At 71.5% G+C, this 16,215-nt stretch carries 16 protein-coding genes; 14 read left to right on the forward strand and 2 right to left on the reverse strand.

Annotated features, from left to right (window positions below; translation table 11 throughout):
- Positions 1–386 precede the first annotated feature (386 nt).
- From CD790_RS04545 to CD790_RS04575, 7 genes are all read left to right on the forward strand, one after another.
- A complete protein-coding gene (locus tag CD790_RS04545; RefSeq protein ID WP_144381630.1) occupies positions 387–1,385 on the forward strand; it encodes an ABC transporter permease in 999 nt (332 codons plus the stop codon).
- A 35-nt stretch (positions 1,386–1,420) separates the two neighbouring features.
- Positions 1,421–3,235 carry an ABC transporter substrate-binding protein gene (locus CD790_RS04550; RefSeq protein ID WP_260867311.1) on the forward strand — a complete coding sequence of 605 codons (1,815 nt, stop codon included), beginning with the start codon at positions 1,421–1,423 and terminating at the stop codon, positions 3,233–3,235.
- A 141-nt stretch (positions 3,236–3,376) separates the two neighbouring features.
- Positions 3,377–4,375: an ABC transporter permease gene (locus tag CD790_RS04555; RefSeq protein ID WP_222108217.1), complete on the forward strand. Its 999-nt coding sequence runs from the start codon at positions 3,377–3,379 to the stop codon at positions 4,373–4,375.
- Complete coding sequence (locus CD790_RS04560) at positions 4,372–5,532, forward strand: ABC transporter ATP-binding protein (protein WP_399216928.1); 1,161 nt, start codon at positions 4,372–4,374, stop codon at positions 5,530–5,532. The genes CD790_RS04555 and CD790_RS04560 overlap by 4 nt, the downstream gene beginning before the upstream one ends.
- Positions 5,533–5,543: 11 nt before the next feature.
- Positions 5,544–6,629: an ABC transporter ATP-binding protein gene (locus CD790_RS04565; protein WP_144381631.1), complete on the forward strand. Its 1,086-nt coding sequence runs from the start codon at positions 5,544–5,546 to the stop codon at positions 6,627–6,629.
- 33 nt (positions 6,630–6,662) lie between these two features.
- On the forward strand, positions 6,663–7,322 hold the full coding sequence (locus CD790_RS04570) for a trimeric intracellular cation channel family protein (RefSeq protein WP_144381632.1): 660 nt from the start codon (positions 6,663–6,665) through the stop codon (positions 7,320–7,322).
- Between the two features lie 135 nt (positions 7,323–7,457).
- Positions 7,458–8,627, forward strand: coding sequence for a cysteine desulfurase family protein (locus CD790_RS04575; protein WP_144381633.1), 1,170 nt, complete (start codon positions 7,458–7,460; stop codon positions 8,625–8,627).
- 134 nt (positions 8,628–8,761) lie between these two features.
- Here CD790_RS04575 and CD790_RS04580 read toward each other — a convergent pair whose 3' ends face one another.
- A complete protein-coding gene (locus CD790_RS04580; protein ID WP_144381634.1) occupies positions 8,762–9,454 on the reverse strand; it encodes an N-acetylmuramoyl-L-alanine amidase in 693 nt (230 codons plus the stop codon).
- On the opposite strand from CD790_RS04580, the gene CD790_RS04585 reads away from it, so the two are divergent.
- From CD790_RS04585 to CD790_RS04595, 3 genes are all read left to right on the forward strand, one after another.
- On the forward strand, positions 9,453–10,343 hold the full coding sequence (locus CD790_RS04585) for a hypothetical protein (protein WP_144381635.1): 891 nt from the start codon (positions 9,453–9,455) through the stop codon (positions 10,341–10,343). The genes CD790_RS04580 and CD790_RS04585 overlap by 2 nt on opposite strands.
- 193 nt (positions 10,344–10,536) lie before the next feature.
- A complete protein-coding gene (mnmA, locus tag CD790_RS04590; RefSeq protein ID WP_144381636.1) occupies positions 10,537–11,697 on the forward strand; it encodes a tRNA 2-thiouridine(34) synthase MnmA in 1,161 nt (386 codons plus the stop codon).
- A 157-nt stretch (positions 11,698–11,854) separates the two neighbouring features.
- A complete protein-coding gene (locus CD790_RS04595) occupies positions 11,855–12,934 on the forward strand; it encodes a PASTA domain-containing protein (RefSeq protein ID WP_144381637.1) in 1,080 nt (359 codons plus the stop codon).
- A gap of 15 nt (positions 12,935–12,949) precedes the next feature.
- Here the strand turns inward: CD790_RS04595 and CD790_RS04600 are convergent, their stop codons facing one another.
- On the reverse strand, positions 12,950–13,510 hold the full coding sequence (locus CD790_RS04600) for a Uma2 family endonuclease (RefSeq protein ID WP_186318860.1): 561 nt from the start codon (positions 13,508–13,510) through the stop codon (positions 12,950–12,952).
- Between the two features lie 161 nt (positions 13,511–13,671).
- On the opposite strand from CD790_RS04600, the gene CD790_RS04605 reads away from it, so the two are divergent.
- The 4 genes from CD790_RS04605 to CD790_RS04620 all read left to right on the forward strand — a co-directional run bounded on the left by CD790_RS04605 (position 13,672) and on the right by CD790_RS04620 (position 16,192).
- Positions 13,672–14,361: an SDR family oxidoreductase gene (locus CD790_RS04605; RefSeq protein WP_144381639.1), complete on the forward strand. Its 690-nt coding sequence runs from the start codon at positions 13,672–13,674 to the stop codon at positions 14,359–14,361.
- A 34-nt stretch (positions 14,362–14,395) separates the two neighbouring features.
- Positions 14,396–14,836, forward strand: a complete 441-nt coding sequence (locus CD790_RS04610) for a MarR family winged helix-turn-helix transcriptional regulator (protein ID WP_186318861.1) — start codon at positions 14,396–14,398, stop codon at positions 14,834–14,836.
- Between the two features lie 103 nt (positions 14,837–14,939).
- Entirely contained in the window at positions 14,940–15,170 is a 231-nt protein-coding gene (locus CD790_RS04615; RefSeq protein WP_144381640.1) for a hypothetical protein, read from the forward strand.
- Positions 15,167–16,192: a methionine synthase gene (locus CD790_RS04620; protein WP_144381641.1), complete on the forward strand. Its 1,026-nt coding sequence runs from the start codon at positions 15,167–15,169 to the stop codon at positions 16,190–16,192. Before CD790_RS04615 ends, CD790_RS04620 begins: the two co-directional genes overlap by 4 nt.
- Positions 16,193–16,215 lie beyond the last annotated feature (23 nt).

Here is a 16,215-nt window from a genome sequence, read left to right on the forward strand (position 1 = left end):
CCGGCGCGCTCATCACCCCGCTGACGGGGCACCACTGTCCGTATAACGGAACCCCCCTTCCCAGATCACGGTTGCGCATCCTTTGCGGAGCAGGGCTGGCGGGTGATCACAAACGCGTTGAAGACTCCCGCTCCAAGGGTCGGCGTTCCCGCCTACGACCCCACTTCTCGCGAGCTCTCGCACTACCGGCACCACCGGCACCACTCGCAACGCAACGCGCAGTCCGCAGCACGACGTTCGGCATTCCTCGCACCAAGCGCACCAGTCGATGCACCTGTTGACGCACCTGTTGACGCACCTGTTGACGCACCAGTGATGTGAACCAGGCCGCCGTGGCGGCGGGTCGTGGGCCGGCCAGTCGCCGGCCGAGAGGGGTCCCCACAACGATGACGGCACCACTGCATGACACGGGCGCGGCGGAGACCGCAGCCGTCGACGTTGCCGCCGGCGTGCCCACCAAGGAGATCCAGGGTCGGTCCCCGGGCCGCATCGCCTGGATGCGGCTCAAGCGCGACAAGGTCGCCCTGGCCGGCGGCATCATCGTACTCTTCCTGATCTTGGTGGCCGTCTTCGCCCCCCTCATCGTGAGCTGGTTCGGGCATCCGCCGAACGACTGGCACGTGGACGAGCTGGAGGCCGAAACCGGCCTGCCCAGGGGCGACTTCGGCGGAATGAGCTCCGACTACCTCTTCGGCCTGGAGCCGGTCAACGGCCGCGACGTCTTCAGCCGGGTGGTCTACGGGGCCCGGGTCTCGCTGCTGGTGGCCTTCCTCGCCACCCTGGTCTCGGTCGTCCTCGGCACCGTCTTCGGCGTCCTGGCCGGCTACTTCGGCGGCTGGGTGGACGCGGCGATCAGCCGGGTCATGGACCTGCTGCTCTCCTTCCCGCAGCTGCTGTTCATCATCGCGCTGGTCTCGGTCATCCCCGGTGACCTGTGGGGCTTCTCCGGTTCCGGCGTCAGACTCGGGGTGCTGGTCCTGGTCATCGGCTTCTTCGGGTGGAGCTACGTCGGCCGCATCGTGCGCGGACAGACGCTCAGCCTGCGGGAGCGGGAGTACGTGGAGGCCGCGCGGGGCATGGGCGCCGGGCGCGCCTACATCCTCGTCAAGGAGCTGCTGCCCAATCTGGTGGCGCCGATCCTGGTCTACACGACCATGATGATCCCGACCAACATCCTCAACGAGGCGGCGCTCAGTTTCCTCGGTGCGGGCGTCAAGTCGCCCACCGCGTCCTGGGGTCAGATGCTCTCGGCCGCCGTGCCGATCTTCGAGGCCGACCCCACTTTCATGATCATTCCCGGTCTGGCCATCTTCATCACCGTCCTCGCCTTCAACCTCTTCGGCGACGGTGTGCGCGATGCGCTCGACCCCAAGGGTTCCCGCTGACCCGGCAGTTCCGCACTCACGGAGGAAGCGACACAGTGACGATCCCCAGCAGCAGAGCAACCCGCCGGCTGGCGGCCGGCATCGCCGTGGCGGCGCTCCTCGCCGGCGCGGCGGCGTGCAGCGGCGACAACGGCCGCAACAAGGACGGCGACGGCTCCGGCGGAGGTGGAGGCGGGAGCAAGGACGGCGGCTTCAACGCCGCCAACAGCAAGATCCTCAACCCGTCCACCGAGGCGGGCGGCACGCTGAAGTTCATCAGCACCCAGGACGCCGACTTCTGGGACCCGCAGCGCGGCTACTACGGCTTCATGTGGGACTTCGCCCGCTTCTACACGCGTCAGCTGGTGACCTACGCGCCCAAGCCGGGCAAGGGGGGCCAGGAGATCGTTCCCGATCTGGCCACCGAGCGCGCCAAGGTCACCAACGGCGGTAAGACGTACACCTACACCCTGCGCGACGACCTCTTCTACGAGGACGGCTCGAAGATCACCTCGCAGGACATCAAGTACGGCATCGAGCGCATCTTCGCCACCGACGTGATCAACGGCGGCCCGCCCTACCTGATGCAGATCCTCGACAGCGGGCAGAAGTACAAGGGTCCGTACAAGGACAAGGCCAAGGACAAGCTGGGGCTGAAGTCCGTCCAGACCCCGGACGAGAAGACGATCGTCTTCAACCTGCCCGAGCCCAACTCCGACTTCGAGGGCATCCTCGCGCTGCCCACCTCCACCCCGGTGCCGCCCAAGCAGGACAAGGGGGCGAAGTACACCCTGCGGCCGTTCTCCTCCGGACCGTACAAGTTCAAGACGTACGACCCCGGCAAGAAGCTGGTGCTGGAGCGCAACACCGCGTGGAAGAAGTCCTCCGACCCGGTCCGCGCGGCGCTGCCGGACGAGGTCACCGTCGACTTCACCACCAACGCCGACGACGCGGACGCCAAGCTGCTCGACGGGACCTACCACCTGAACCTGACCCAGCGCGGCGTCCAGCAGGCCGCCCGGGTCAAGATCCTGCGGGACGCGGACCTCAAGGCCAACACCGACGACCCGCTGACCGGCTTCATCCGCTACGTGGCGATGCCGCAGTCGGTCGAGCCGTTCGACAACGTGCACTGTCGACGCGCGGTCATCTACGCCTCCGACAAGACCACGCTGCTTGCCTCGCGCGGCGGCAAGTACGGCGGCGACATCGGCATCAACATGCTGCCGCCGACCATCTCCGGCCACGACGCCTCCTCCGACCCGTACGGGATGCGGGCGGGCGGCGGCAAGCCCCAGCTGGACAAGGCGCGGGACGAGCTGAAGCAGTGCGGCAAGCCGGGCGGCTTCAAGACCAAGGTGGCGGTGCGCCAGAACGAGCCCGCCGAGGTCGCCTCCGCCGAGGCGCTCCAGGACGCGCTGGGCAAGGTCGGCATCACCGTCGACATCGACAAGTTCGACGGCGCCCAGGGCAACGCGGTGATCGGCTCCCCGAACAACGTGCAGAAGCAGGGCTACGGCCTGATCATCTACGGCTGGGGCGCCGACTTCAACTCCGGCGCCGGCTTCCTGCAGCCGCTGGTGGACAGCCGCTTCCTGCTCGACAGCGGCAACAACAACTACACCGAGGTCAAGGACAAGAAGATCGACGCCCTGTTCGACAAGGCGATCGCCGAGTCCGACCCGGCCAAGGCCGCCGAGACGTACAAGGAGCTCAACCAGCGGGTGAGCGACCTGGCCCTCTACGTGCCGTTCGTCTACGACAAGACGCTGAACTACCGCAGCCCGGAGCTGACCAACGTGTACACGTCGGAAGGCTTCAACGGAAAGGTCGACTTCGTCTCGCTCGGCGTCAAGGGCGGCGACAAGTAACCCGGTCCCGGTACCCGACCGGTAGTCCGTCCCGATAGAGCGAAGGGCAGGTGAGGGCCTGCCGGGCGGCCGCCCTCGGGAGCGCCTCCCAGACCCGGTCTGGGAGAGCCTCCCGCGGCGGCCGCCCGGAGGCCGACCACAGTGCTTGTGTACATCGTCCGGCGGCTGGTCACGGTCGTCGTCATGCTGCTCGTGGTCACCCTGGCCACATTCGCGGTCTTCTTCATGGTGCCCAAGCTCACCGGCACCGATCCGGCACTGATGTACGCCGGACGCAACACCGACCCGGCGTCGATCGAGGGCATTCGGGAGAAGCTCGGCCTGGACGAGCCCGTGCTGGTGCAGTACGGGGAGTTCGTCAAGGGCATCGTCGCCGGGCGGGACTACGACGACGGCGTCGAGGTCACCCACTGCCCCGCCCCCTGCTTCGGCTACTCCTTCCGCACCGAGCAGGAGGTCTGGCCGGTGCTCCAGGACCGGCTGCCCGTCACCGCCTCCCTGGCCGGCGGAGCCGCCGTGCTCTGGCTGCTCGGCGGGGTGGCCGTCGGCATCGTCTCCGCCCTGCGCAAGGGCACGGTCCTGGACCGGGCGGCGATGATCGGGGCGCTGGCCGGGGTCTCGCTGCCGATCTACTTCACCGGCATGCTGGGCCTCGCCGTCTTCTCCTACCAACTCGGCTGGACCTCCGCGCAGTACGTCCCCTTCATGGACGACCCCGGCGGATGGTTCACCAATCTGATGCTGCCCTGGATCACCCTCGCCTTCCTCTACGCGGCCATGTACGCCCGGCTCACCCGGGCGACGATGCTGGAGGTGATGAGCGAGGACTACATCCGCACCGCCCGCGCCAAGGGGCTGAAGGAGCGGACGGTGGTCGGCAAGCACGCGCTGCGCTCGACCATGACCCCCATCCTCACCATCTTCGGCCTCGACCTCGGCGCGCTGATCGGCGGCGCGGTGCTCACCGAGTCCACCTACAGCCTGCACGGCCTCGGCGACCTGGCGGTCACCGCGATCCGCGGCAAGGACCTGCCGATGATCCTCGGGGTGACCATGGTCGCCGCCTTCTTCGTGGTCCTCGCCAACCTCATCGTGGACCTGCTCTACGCCGTGATCGACCCCCGAGTGAGGCTCTCGTGACCACTGTGCCCGCCCCGGGGGAGACCCCCGGACCCCCGCTGACGAAGACCGGCGCGGTCGGCGAGCCGGTGCCCGCCGACTCCCCGCCCCCCACGTCCTTCCTGGAGGTGCGCGACCTGAAGGTGCACTTCCCCACCGACGACGGCCTGGTCAAGTCCGTCGACGGGGTCTCCTTCTCCCTGGAGAAGGGGAAGACGCTGGGCATCGTGGGCGAGTCCGGCTCCGGCAAGTCGGTGACCTCGCTGGGCATCATGGGGCTGCACCGGGCCGGCCAACACGGCCGACAGCGCCGGGCCCGCATCTCCGGCGAGATCTGGCTGGACGGCCAGGAGCTGCTGAGCGCCTCCCCGGACGAGGTGCGTCGGCTGCGCGGCCGTGAACTCGCCATGATCTTCCAGGACCCGCTCTCCGCCATGCACCCCTACTTCACGGTCGGCGCACAGATCAGCGAGGCCTACCGGGTCCACCACCAGACCGACAAGAAGACCGCGCGGAAGCGCGCGGTGGAGATGCTGGACCGGGTCGGGATCCCCCAGCCGGACAAGCGGGTGGACAACTACCCGCACGAGTTCTCCGGCGGCATGCGCCAGCGCGCGATGATCGCGATGGCGCTGGTCAACAACCCCGAGCTGCTCATCGCCGACGAGCCGACCACCGCCCTGGACGTCACCGTCCAGGCGCAGATCCTCGACCTCATCCGGGACCTGCAGAAGGAGTTCGGCTCCGCGGTCATCGTCATCACCCACGACCTGGGCGTGGTCGCCGAGCTCGCCGACGACATCCTGGTGATGTACGCCGGCCGCTGCGTCGAGCGAGGCACCGCCGAGCAGGTCTTCTACACGCCCCAACACCCCTACACCTGGGGGCTGCTCGGCTCCATGCCGCGCATCGACCGGGAGCACACCGAGCGGCTGATCCCGGTCAAGGGCTCCCCGCCCAGCCTGATCAACCTGCCCTCCGGCTGCGCCTTCCACCCGCGCTGCCCCTACGCGGACGTACCCAAGGACGGCCTCACCCGTCGGGAGCGGCCCGAGCTGCGCGCGGTCCCCGCGCCGGCCCCGGACGGGCAGCGGGGCGGCGGCCACTTCTCCGCGTGCCATATGACGACGGAGGAACGCGCCCGGATCTGGACCGAAGAGATTGCGCCGAAGCTGTGAAAGGCCAGGAGATGACGATCCCGTCGCAGGTCCCGGCGGCCGAGCCGGCGCCACTGCTGAAGGTCACCGGCCTGGTCAAGCACTTCCCCATCAAGAAGGGGCTGCTCCAGCGGCAGGTCGGAGCGGTCCAGGCGGTCGACGGCCTCGACTTCGACGTGCGGCCGGGGGAGACGCTGGGCGTGGTCGGCGAGTCGGGGTGCGGCAAGTCCACCATGGGCCGGCTGATCACCCGGCTGCTGGAACCCAGCCGCGGCACGGTGGAGTTCCAGGGCAGGGACATCACCCATCTGGACACCGCCGGCATGCGACCGCTGCGCCGCGACATCCAGATGATCTTCCAGGACCCGTACTCCTCGCTCAACCCGCGCCACTCGGTGGGGGCCATCGTCGGCGCCCCCTTCCGACTCCAGAAGGTCACCCCGGAGGGCGGCGTCAAGGCCGAGGTGCAGCGGCTGCTGTCGCTGGTGGGGCTCAACCCCGAGCACTACAACCGCTATCCACACGAGTTCTCCGGCGGCCAGCGGCAGCGCATCGGCATCGCCCGAGCGCTGGCCCTCAAACCCCAACTGGTCGTCGCCGACGAGCCGGTCTCGGCGCTGGACGTCTCCATCCAGGCCCAGGTGGTCAACCTGCTGGCCGACCTCCAGGGCGAGCTGGGGCTGACGTACGTGATCATCGCTCACGACCTGTCGGTCATCCGGCACGTCTCGAACCGGATCGCGGTCATGTACCTGGGCAAGATCGTTGAGCTGGCCGACCGCACCTCGCTCTACGAGAGGCCCATGCACCCCTACACCAAGGCGCTGCTGTCCGCGGTGCCGGTGCCCGACCCCAGGCGGCGGCCCAGGCAGGACGGGACGGGCCCCGGCGACCGGGGGAGGATCCTGCTCAAGGGCGACGTCCCCTCCCCGATCGCGCCGCCGCCCGGCTGCCGGTTCCACACCCGGTGCTGGAAGGCGACCGACCTCTGCAAGACCCAGGAGCCGCCCCTGGCGGCGCTGGTCGCCGGCCACCGGGTCGCCTGCCACCACCCGGAGAACGCGCCCGAGGGCGCGCCGGAACAACCGGGCGACAAGGGGACCGGAGGCGCCTCGTAGGAACGCCAGAGCGGGGACCGGCAGAATTGCCGGGTGCTCAACGATGTGTTCACCCCCTCCGTCCAGCACGGACTCGACCTCGCCGGGATCTTCGTCTTCGCGATCTCCGGTGCGCTGCTCGCCGTACGCAAGAACTTCGACGTGTTCGGCATGGCGGTGCTCGCCGAGGCCACCGCGCTGGGCGGCGGGCTCCTTCGTGACCTGGTCATCGGCGCCGTGCCCCCGGCGGCCTTCACCGACCTGGGTTACTTCCTGATGCCCCTGGTGGCCACCGTGCTCGTCTTCTTCCTCCACCCGCAGGTGGAGCGGATCAACGGCGCGGTGCTGGTCTTCGACGCCGCCGGACTCGGCCTGTTCTGCGTGGCCGGCACCACCAAGGCGTACGAATACGGACTCAGCCTCACCTTCTCCGCCGTGCTCGGCCTGGTCACCGCGGCCGGCGGCGGTGTGCTGAGGGACGTGCTCGCCAACGAGGTGCCCTCGCTGCTGCGCTGGGACCGCGATCTCTACGCCGTGCCCGCCATCGTCGGCTCCACCATGGCCGCGCTGCTGATCCACTTCGAGCAGCTGAACGCGGTCAACAGCAGCATCGCCGCCGCCACCGCCTTCGTGCTGCGGCTGCTCGCCATGCGCTTCGGCTGGCGCGCCCCGCGCGCCTGGCACCGCCGCTCGGCCACGCCCGAGGAGCTCTGAACCCCGGCCCGCCGGTCCACCCCGGGCACGCCCGCTGACGGGGCTTCGCCCCCGCCCCGGCCCGTCCGGGGCGGGCGCGAGTGGGCCGACCGGGCTCTCACGCGACCCCGCCCCGGCTCGTAGAATCGTCACACCATGGCATACCTCGACCACGCCGCCACCACCCCGATGCTTCCGGAGGCGGTGCAGGCGATGACCGCCCAGCTCGCCGTCGTCGGCAACGCCTCCTCGCTGCACGCCGCGGGGCGGCGGGCCCGCCGCACCGTCGAGGAGTCCCGCGAGTCGCTCGCCGCGGCGCTCGGCGCGCGCCCCAGCGAGGTCGTGTTCACCGCGGGGGGCACCGAGGCGGACAACCTCGCGGTCAAGGGGCTGTACTGGTCCCGTCGGGCCGCCGACCCGGCCCGCACCCGGGTGCTGGCCAGCCCCGTCGAGCACCACGCCGTGCTGGACGCCGTGCACTGGCTCGCCGACCACGAGGGCGCCACCGTGGAGTGGCTCCCGGTGGACGGGTACGGCCGGGTGCACCCCGACGCGCTGCGCGAGGCCATCGCCCGCGACCCCGCCGGCGTCGCCCTGGCCACGGTGATGTGGGCCAACAACGAGATCGGCACCGTGCAGCCGGTGGCCGAACTGGCCGCCGTCGCCGCGGAGTACGGCGTGCCGCTGCATGCCGACGCGGTCCAGGCGTTCGGCCAGCTCGAGGTGGACTTCGCCGCCTCCGGGCTGGCCGCGATGACCGTCAGCGGCCACAAGATCGGCGGCCCGTACGGCATCGGGGCGCTGCTGCTGGGCCGGGAGCACGCCCCCGTACCGCTGCTGCACGGCGGCGGCCAGGAGCGGCAGGTGCGCTCCGGCACCCTGGACGTGCCGGCGGTGGCCGCCTTCGCGGTCGCCGGCGAGCTGGCCGCCGCGCGCCGCGAGGAGTTCGCCCGCGAGGTCGGCGCGCTGCGGGACGAGCTGATCGCCACCGTCCGGGCGGCCGTGCCCGACGCGGTGCTGGGCGGGGACCCGGACCCGGCCGGCCGGCTGCCGGCCAACGCGCACTTCTCCTTCCCCGGCTGCGAGGGCGACTCGCTGCTGCTGCTCCTGGACGCCCAGGGCATCGAGTGCTCCACCGGCTCGGCCTGCACCGCCGGCATCGCCCAGCCCAGTCATGTGGTGCTGGCCACCGGCACCGACCCCGAGCTGGCCCGCGGCACCCTGCGCTTCTCCCTCGGCCACACCTCCACCAAGGCCGACGTCGACGCGGTGGCGGAGGCGATCGGCCCGGCCGTGGCGCGGGCCCGCAGCGCGGGGCTGAGCTGAGCGGGGTCGACCTGAGCCGGCCTGAGCTGGTCTGAGCCGGTCTGGGTGGGCCGAACGGCGCGCGTCGGACCAGGTGCGGACCAGGCACGTGGGGTGGCCTGCGCTGGGGTGGTGGCCGGTGCCGTGGTGAGGCGCTAGTGGGTGCCGGCGCGCGCCGCGCGGACCAACCGCAGATAGCGGTCCCAGTCCCAGTGGCGCCCCGGGTCGGTGTGGTCGGTGCCGGGCACCTCCACATGGCCGATCAGATGCTCGCGGTCCACGGGGATGTCGTAGCGGGCGCAGATCCCGGCGGTCAGCCGGGCCGAGGCCCGGTACATCGCCTCCGTGAAGTCGCGGGGCCGGTCGACGAAGCCGGCGTGCTCGATGCCCACGCTGCGCTCGTTGTAGTCGCGGTTGCCGGCGTGGAAGGCCACGTCCAGCTCGCGCACCGTCTGCGCGATCCGACCGTCCTGACGCACCACGTAGTGCGTGGCGGCGCCGTGCTCCGGGTCCCGGAAGACCTTCAGCGCGTCGGCGTAGCCGCCCTGGACGACATGGATCACCACCCGGTCGATGGTGTAGTCGTAGGGCCGGTCGGCCCGGCGCCAGTTCGCGGCGGAGGCCGCCACCCACTCCGCGTCCCGGTGGTCGACCTCGCCCGGTCGGCGCGGCCGGTCGTTCCCGGGCATGCGCCACCACAGCCGCTCCAGCCCGTCCCGGGCCGCGTACCCGGCCAGGCCGACCCCGGCGACGGCGGCCCCGCCGAGCAGCAGACGGCGCCGGCTGACCGTAGTGTCCGTATCGCTCACGCGTCGCCTAACGATGGAGGGGAGGAGGGAGTGCCCCATGACGCGAAGTCGGCCTCCGGCGCGGCTGGTGGCGGGCGCGGCGCTGATCGCCGGATGCTGGCCCGCCTACTGGCTGGTGCGCGGCGGCCTCTCGCAGGAGCTGTTCTTCCCGCTCTGGCTGGGCTACATCCTCACCGTGGACGGGCTGGTCGAGGTGCGCACCGGAAGCTCGCCGCTCACCCGCGACCGGCGCGCCTTCCTGACCCTCTTCCTGCTCTCCGCGCCCTTCTGGTGGATCTACGAGGGGATCAACCAGTGGGTGCGCAACTGGGAGTACGTCACCTACGGCGGCGGGGAGCAGCATGGGCCGGTGCTGTGGCACCTGGTCGCCACGCTCTCCTTCTCCACCGTGCTGCCCGCGCTGTGCGTCACCGCCGAGCTGCTGCGCTCGCTGCCCGCGCTGGGGCGGCCGAGGCGCGGCGCGCGACTGCCGCTCTCCGCGGCCGCCCCGGTCGTCCTGATGCTGGTCGGCGCCGCCTCGCTGGCGGCGCTCGCGCTCTGGCCGCGCGTGACCTACCCGCTGGTGTGGCCCGCCCTCTTCCTGATCCTGGACTCCGGGAACCGGCTCGCCGGCCGGCCCAGCCTGCTGTCCGACGCCCATCGCGGCCGCTGGGACACCATCCTGGTGCTGGCCCTGGCCGGGCTGGGGTGCGGGCTGGTGTGGGAGCTGTGGAACGCCCGCGCCGGCACCGGCTGGGTCTACGACGTGCCCGGTCTGAACGACGCCCCGCACCTCTTCGCCATGCCGCTGCCGGGCTATCTGGGCTATGTGCCGTTCGCCTGGTCCGCCTACGCCTACTACCAGGCGGCCCGCGCGTTGGTCGTGGCGGCAGGGCGGCTGCCGGGACGGCTCGCCGGGGCCGCGCGGGGGCCGTCCGCGGGCCCGTGACCGGAGGGGAGCGGTCCGCGCGCGCACTGCGGCGGGCTTCGTGATCGTGACGGCGTGCAGTGGTCCCGGCGGGGCTCGGCGCGTCCCAGTCGGGTGGGCCGGCGTCGCGCCCCGGCGGCGGACCGGGCGTCGCGGCCCGGCGGGAGAATCTCGGGCGCGTCGACCTCATCCGGCCCCGTACCCTGGAGAGGCTATGACTGACTTCCCGGGCGCCCCCGATCCGAACGCTCCCCGCGACGGCCGTCGCCTCCGTGTGCTCGCCGCCATGTCCGGCGGCGTCGACTCGGCCGTGGCCGCCGCCCGCGCCGCCGAGGCGGGCCACGAGGTGACCGGAGTCCACCTGGCGCTCTCCGCCAACCCTCAGTCCTTCCGCACCGGCGCGCGCGGCTGCTGCACCATCGAGGACTCCCGGGACGCGCGCCGGGCCGCCGACGTGATCGGCATCCCCTTCTACGTGTGGGACCTGGCCGAGCGGTTCCGCGAGGACGTCGTCGAGGACTTCATCGCCGAGTACCAGGCGGGGCGCACCCCCAATCCCTGCCTGCGCTGCAACGAGAAGATCAAGTTCGCCGCGCTGCTGGACAAGGCGCTGGCGCTGGGCTTCGACGCGGTGTGCACCGGTCACTACGCCACGATCGTCACCCGCGAGGACGGCGGCCGTGAGCTGCACCGCGCCTCCGACGAGGCCAAGGACCAGTCGTACGTCCTGGGCGTGCTGGACGAGCGGCAGCTCGCGCACGCCATGTTCCCGCTCGGGGACACGCTCACCACCAAGGACGAGATCCGCGCCGAGGCCGAGCGACGGGGGCTGGCGGTGGCGAAGAAGCCGGACAGCCATGACATCTGCTTCATCGCCGACGGCGACACCCAGGGCTTCCTCGCCGCGCGGCTGGGCCGGGCCGAGGGCGACATCGTCGACGAGGCGGGCAACAGGCTCGGCACCCACGAGGGCGCCTTCGGCTACACCATCGGGCAGCGCAAGGGCCTGCGGCTGGGCGTCCCGGCCGCCGACGGCAAGCCGCGCTACGTCCTGGACATCTCCCCGGTGAACAACACCGTCACCGTCGGCCCCGCGGCCGCCCTCGACGTGCTGGGGCTCACCGCCATCAAGCCCCGCTGGTGCGGCGCGCCGCCGGCCGGCCCCGGCCGCTACACCGCCCAGCTGCGCGCCCACGGCGGCGAGACCGAGGTGACGGCGGAGCTGATCGACGGCACCGAGCTGCGGGTCTCCTTCGCCGAGCCGGTGCGGGGCGTGGCCCCGGGCCAGGCGATCGTGCTCTACGACGGCACCCGTGTGGTCGGCTCGGCCACCATCGCCACCACCCGGCGGGCGACGGCGGAAGCCGCGGTCTGAGCCCCTCTTCTCCGTGCGTATCGCACATGGCCTAAACGGCTGGCAAAACCCGCTCTAGCGATTTTGTCAGAGGTGGACCCTGTACTCCTCGCGATCGGGGGAGTGCAATATGCATTCGCGTCATGTTCGAAACGTTCTGAGGCGGCGGATATCCGCCGTGGTGGGTGTGGTGCTGGGCCTCGCGCTCCTGGCCACCGGATGCGGCCCCCAGGCGAGAGGGGCGTTGGTCGCCGCGGAGGCCGTCGGGATCGTCGCCGAACTGCCCTTCTTCTCCCTGGGCGGCGGTGACCGGGACGGCGTCCGCCCCGGGAACCACGGCGGCGAGCAGCGGGGCACGAAGCGTGGGCTCTTCGGCGGCAGCCTCAGCCACAAGGTCTGCGAGATCGCCGAGCTGGTGGGCTTCCTGCGGGACCCGGACAACCGGCGGAAGGCCGCGGCGTGGGCGGACGTGCTGGGCATCGACGTCGACGAGATCGAGGGCTACGTCGACAAACTGACGCCCGTGCTGCTCGGCAACGACACGCTCGTGCGCAACCACCGCTTCAAGAACGGCAAGGCCGATCCGTACGACGCCCTCCTCCAGGCCGGCATCGCGGTCCTCATCGACCGCCGCGGCGTCCCGGTGGTCAAGTGCAACTGCGGCAACCCGCTGGGGGAGCCCGAGTCCAGCCTCGACGAGATCGAGGTCGAGATCCCCGACCGAGGGCGCTGGAAGCACGACAAGGACAAGGACGTCGTCGTCCGCCCCGGCGACCGGCCGGTCAAGCGCTTCGCCCTCCGTGACGTCGAGCGTCCGGACCAGGTCATCGAACGCCCCGTCGGCGGCGGTCGCGACACCACGACCACGTCGCCGCCCCCGCCCACCACCGGTCCGCCCTCCACCGCGGGCGTCGTCCCGTCGGTCGTCGGGTGGTCCCAGGAGAAGGCCACCCAGGCGCTGGCGGACGCCGGCCTGACCGTCGAGGTGATCGAGCAGACCTCCTCCATCGACACCCCCGGCACCGTCCTCTCCCAGACTCCGGATGCCGGCACCCCGATCGAGCCGGGCGCCGACACCACGGTCACGCTGGTCGTCGCCGCCCCGGAGGCCACCCCCGAACCGACCGCCCCGACCACCGACGGGCCGTCACCGACGGACTCGCCCACCGATACCGGCGGTCCGACCGAGGTCACCGATCCGCCGACGACGACGGGGCCGGTGGCTACGGAGGAGGCGACACCGGAGAGCGGCCCCTGAACCGGCGCCTGCTCGCTAGTACGTGTAGAGCGCCGACGTGTCGAGCGTGGTGTCGATCGGCTCACCGATCGGCACCGGCTTGCCGAAGTCGGTCTCCAGCGTCGCGCGGTAGCCCTCTCCCTCGGGCAGGGAGTACAGCAGGCAGGTGCCGGTGATGGGGTCGACGACCAGGTAGAAGGGGATGCCGGCCTGGGCGTACTTCCTGACCTTCTTCCGGGTGTCGTTCTCGGGGTTGGACTCCGAAACGACCTCAATCGCGAGGATGATCTCTTCGGCCGGGAACTGCCTGAGTCGGGTGCCGCGGAAGGAGGGGTCCGCTACGGAGATGTCGGGGCGGAGGAAGGTCTCTCCGTGCCATCCCTCGTAGACGGTATCGACCTCGGTCATGACGAACCACTTGGACAAGAGCTGGGCGGCAATGGTGAGAACCATATTGCCGTGAGCGCTGGTAACCACGGTGCTGATGTAGATCTCTCCGTCGATCATTTCGGCCCTGAGGTCCGGGAACGCGGCGTCGATCTCTTCGAAGTGCCGCATCGCCTCGGTCATCACAGGGACCTCCATCTGCGCCGTCATGGTGTGCCCCTCCCCTCGCATTCAGCCTCTGCCTGGGCACGGCTTGCATGCGTGCGAGCAAGCGTAGCCATCCACGAGAACGCTCGCGGGGCGGAAAGGTCACGTTTATCGGACCTGCGTATGGTCGCCGCCGGTGGGGAGTGGTGCGGCAAGCTGGGGGCATGAGAACGCATCTGATCACTGGGGCCGGGTCGGGCATCGGCGCGGCCGTGGCCGAGCGGCTGGCGGCGCGGGGCGACCAGCTGTGGCTGTTCGCGCGGAACGCCGGGCGGGCCAAGGAGCTGGCCGCGCGGTTCCCCGGCGCCCGGACCCTCGTCGGAGACCTGGCCGAGCCGGAGCGGCTGTCCTGGGCGCTGAGCCACCAGGAGCTGCCGGACCGGCTGGACTCGCTGCTGCATGTCGCCGGTGTCTTCGAGTTGGGGAGCGTCGGCGACCTCACCCCGAAGATCTGGAACCAGCAGCTCGCCGTCAACCTGGTCGCCCCCGCCGAGCTGACCCGGCTGCTGCTGCCGCAGCTGCGGCTCGCCCAGGGGCAGGTCGTCTTCGTCAACTCCGGCGCCGGTCTGCGCACCAGTCCCCAGTGGGGCGCGTACGCCGCCAGCAAGCACGGGCTCAAGGCGCTGGCCGACGCGCTGCGCGGGGAGGAGAGCGACAACGGGGTACGGGTGACCACCGTCTACCCGGGCCGCACCGCGACGCCGATGCAGCGGAAGGTGCACCAGCAGGAGGGCAAGGAGTACGACCCGGAGCGCTGGATGAACGCCGAGTCGGTAGCCACCACCGTGGTGACCGCCCTGGACCTGCCGCGTGACGCGGAGATCACCGACCTGTCGGTACGGCCGCGCGGCTGAGCCCGTCGCCGACCGGCCGACGTACGCTGGCCGGATGAGCAGCGAAGCGAAGGCCACCGCGGCGCGGATGGGGTGCGGGGTCAGAGAGATCCGAGGGCTGGTCACCGAGTTGTCCCGGCGCATGGACGCGCACCAGCGCAGCCGCATCGCGGAGCTGGACCTCACCCCCACCCAGGCGAAGGCCCTGGAGGAGCTGGGGGAGCCGCGGACGGCGCGGGAGCTGGCCGCGGTGATGTGCTGCGAGCCGCCCAACGTCACCTACGTCATCGACAAGATGGAGAAGCAGGGGCTGGTGGTGCGCCGACCGCACCCCACGGACCGGCGGGCCAAACAACTCGTCCTCACCGAGGCGGGGCGCGAGCTCCGACTGGACCTGCTGCGCCGGATAGGGAAGGACTCCCCGCTCGACCACCTCCCCGCGGAGGGGCGGGAGCAACTGCGGGAACAGCTGCTGCGGGCGCTGGGGCGCGCCTAGCGAAGAGGCTCCGGGCCCTCCCGGCCGATCGACCGGCCGGGAGGCCCTTACCCGACTGCTCTTCCTGGTCGGCAACATCCTCTACGCCCGGCGGGGCCATCGGGTGTCGCACCGCGCCGCCCTCGCCGGCTCCCTCCTCTACGCCGCCGTCGGCCCGCTCGCCCTCGCCCTGGCCGTCTCCCCCGAGACGCCGTACCGGGCGCTCGCCGTTCTGCTGTCGCTGTTCAACACCGGCCTCGGCATCGGGGGCGCGGCCCGTCGCGGACGCGGGGTAGGTTCCGCGCGGGCACGAGTTCCCCGCATCGGCTCCCGGGCTCGTAGGCTTCCGGGGTGAGCGAGAAGAGCACCAACACGCAGATCTGGGGCGCCGGCGCCGCGAGCGGCGTCGGATCGATGCCCGGCGGCGACGCGCGGGAGGCGGTCAAGACCGTCACCGGGTCGCTGGAGTCGCTGCCGTACCTGCCGGAGCTGCCCGCGCGGGGCCCCGGCGCGGACATGATCGGACGCACCGCCGGGCTGCTGGTCGATGTGTACGCGCATGTGGAGCCCAGCGGCTGGCGGGTCAGCGACCGGCCGGGCCGGGACACCCGCCGGGCCCGGTCCTGGATGGTCGAGGACCTCGACGCGCTGGAGGAGTTCACCCAGGGGTACACCGGCGCGCTCAAGGTGTCCGCCGTGGGCCCCTGGACCCTGGCCACCGCCCTGGAGCTGCGCAACGGCGAGGCCGCGCTGAGCGACGCGGGCGCCTGCCGGGACCTGGCCGGCTCGCTCGCCGAGGGGCTGCGCAACCACCTGGCGGACGTCCGCCGCCGGGTGCCCGGTGCCCGGCTGGCGCTCCAACTGGACGAGCCCTCGCTGACCGCCGTCCTGAGCGGGCAGGTGCGCACCGCCAGCGGCTACCGCACCCACCGGGCCGTGGACCGCGGCGTGGTGGAGGGAGCGCTGCGCGATCTGATCGCGGTCGGCACGGCGGCCGAGGCGCCCGTGGTGGTGCACTCCTGCGCCCCGCGGGTGCCCTTCGCGCTGCTGCGCCGGGCCGGGGCCGCCGCCGTCTCCTTCGACTTCTCGCTCCTCACCGAGCGTGAGGAGGAAGCCATCGGGGAGGCCGTAGAAGGCGGCACCACCCTCTTCGTCGGCGCGGTGCCCGGCACGGACGCCGCATTGTCAGACCCTGCCGGTAGCGTCATGGGTGTCAGGACGCTGTGGCGCAGGTTGGGGCTGTCGCCGGAGACCCTCGCGGACTCCGTGGTGATCACTCCGGCGTGCGGGCTCGCGGGCGCTTCGCCCGCCTACGCGCGCACCGCGCTCGCCCACTGCGCCCGGGCCGCGAGATCGCTCGCTGACAACCCTGAGTAACGGGAGGACGACAACGGTGGCTG

The organism is Streptomyces sp. SAJ15, assembly GCF_007595705.1.
In the GTDB taxonomy this organism is placed as follows: domain Bacteria; phylum Actinomycetota; class Actinomycetes; order Streptomycetales; family Streptomycetaceae; genus Streptomyces.

Excerpts from the sequence above, each read along its gene's own strand:
- CD790_RS04545 (WP_144381630.1), top strand. The coding sequence starts at position 387 with ATGACGGCACCACTGCATGACACGGGCGCGGCGGAGACCGCAGCCGTC.
- CD790_RS04565 (WP_144381631.1), top strand. The coding sequence starts at position 5,544 with ATGACGATCCCGTCGCAGGTCCCGGCGGCCGAGCCGGCGCCACTGCTG.
- CD790_RS04575 (WP_144381633.1), top strand. The coding sequence starts at position 7,458 with ATGGCATACCTCGACCACGCCGCCACCACCCCGATGCTTCCGGAGGCG.
- CD790_RS04585 (WP_144381635.1), top strand. The coding sequence starts at position 9,453 with ATGACGCGAAGTCGGCCTCCGGCGCGGCTGGTGGCGGGCGCGGCGCTG.
- CD790_RS04580 (WP_144381634.1), bottom strand. The coding sequence starts at position 9,454 with ATGGGGCACTCCCTCCTCCCCTCCATCGTTAGGCGACGCGTGAGCGAT.
- mnmA (WP_144381636.1), top strand. The coding sequence starts at position 10,537 with ATGACTGACTTCCCGGGCGCCCCCGATCCGAACGCTCCCCGCGACGGC.
- CD790_RS04600 (WP_186318860.1), bottom strand. The coding sequence starts at position 13,510 with ATGACGGCGCAGATGGAGGTCCCTGTGATGACCGAGGCGATGCGGCAC.
- CD790_RS04605 (WP_144381639.1), top strand. The coding sequence starts at position 13,672 with ATGAGAACGCATCTGATCACTGGGGCCGGGTCGGGCATCGGCGCGGCC.
- CD790_RS04610 (WP_186318861.1), top strand. The coding sequence starts at position 14,396 with ATGAGCAGCGAAGCGAAGGCCACCGCGGCGCGGATGGGGTGCGGGGTC.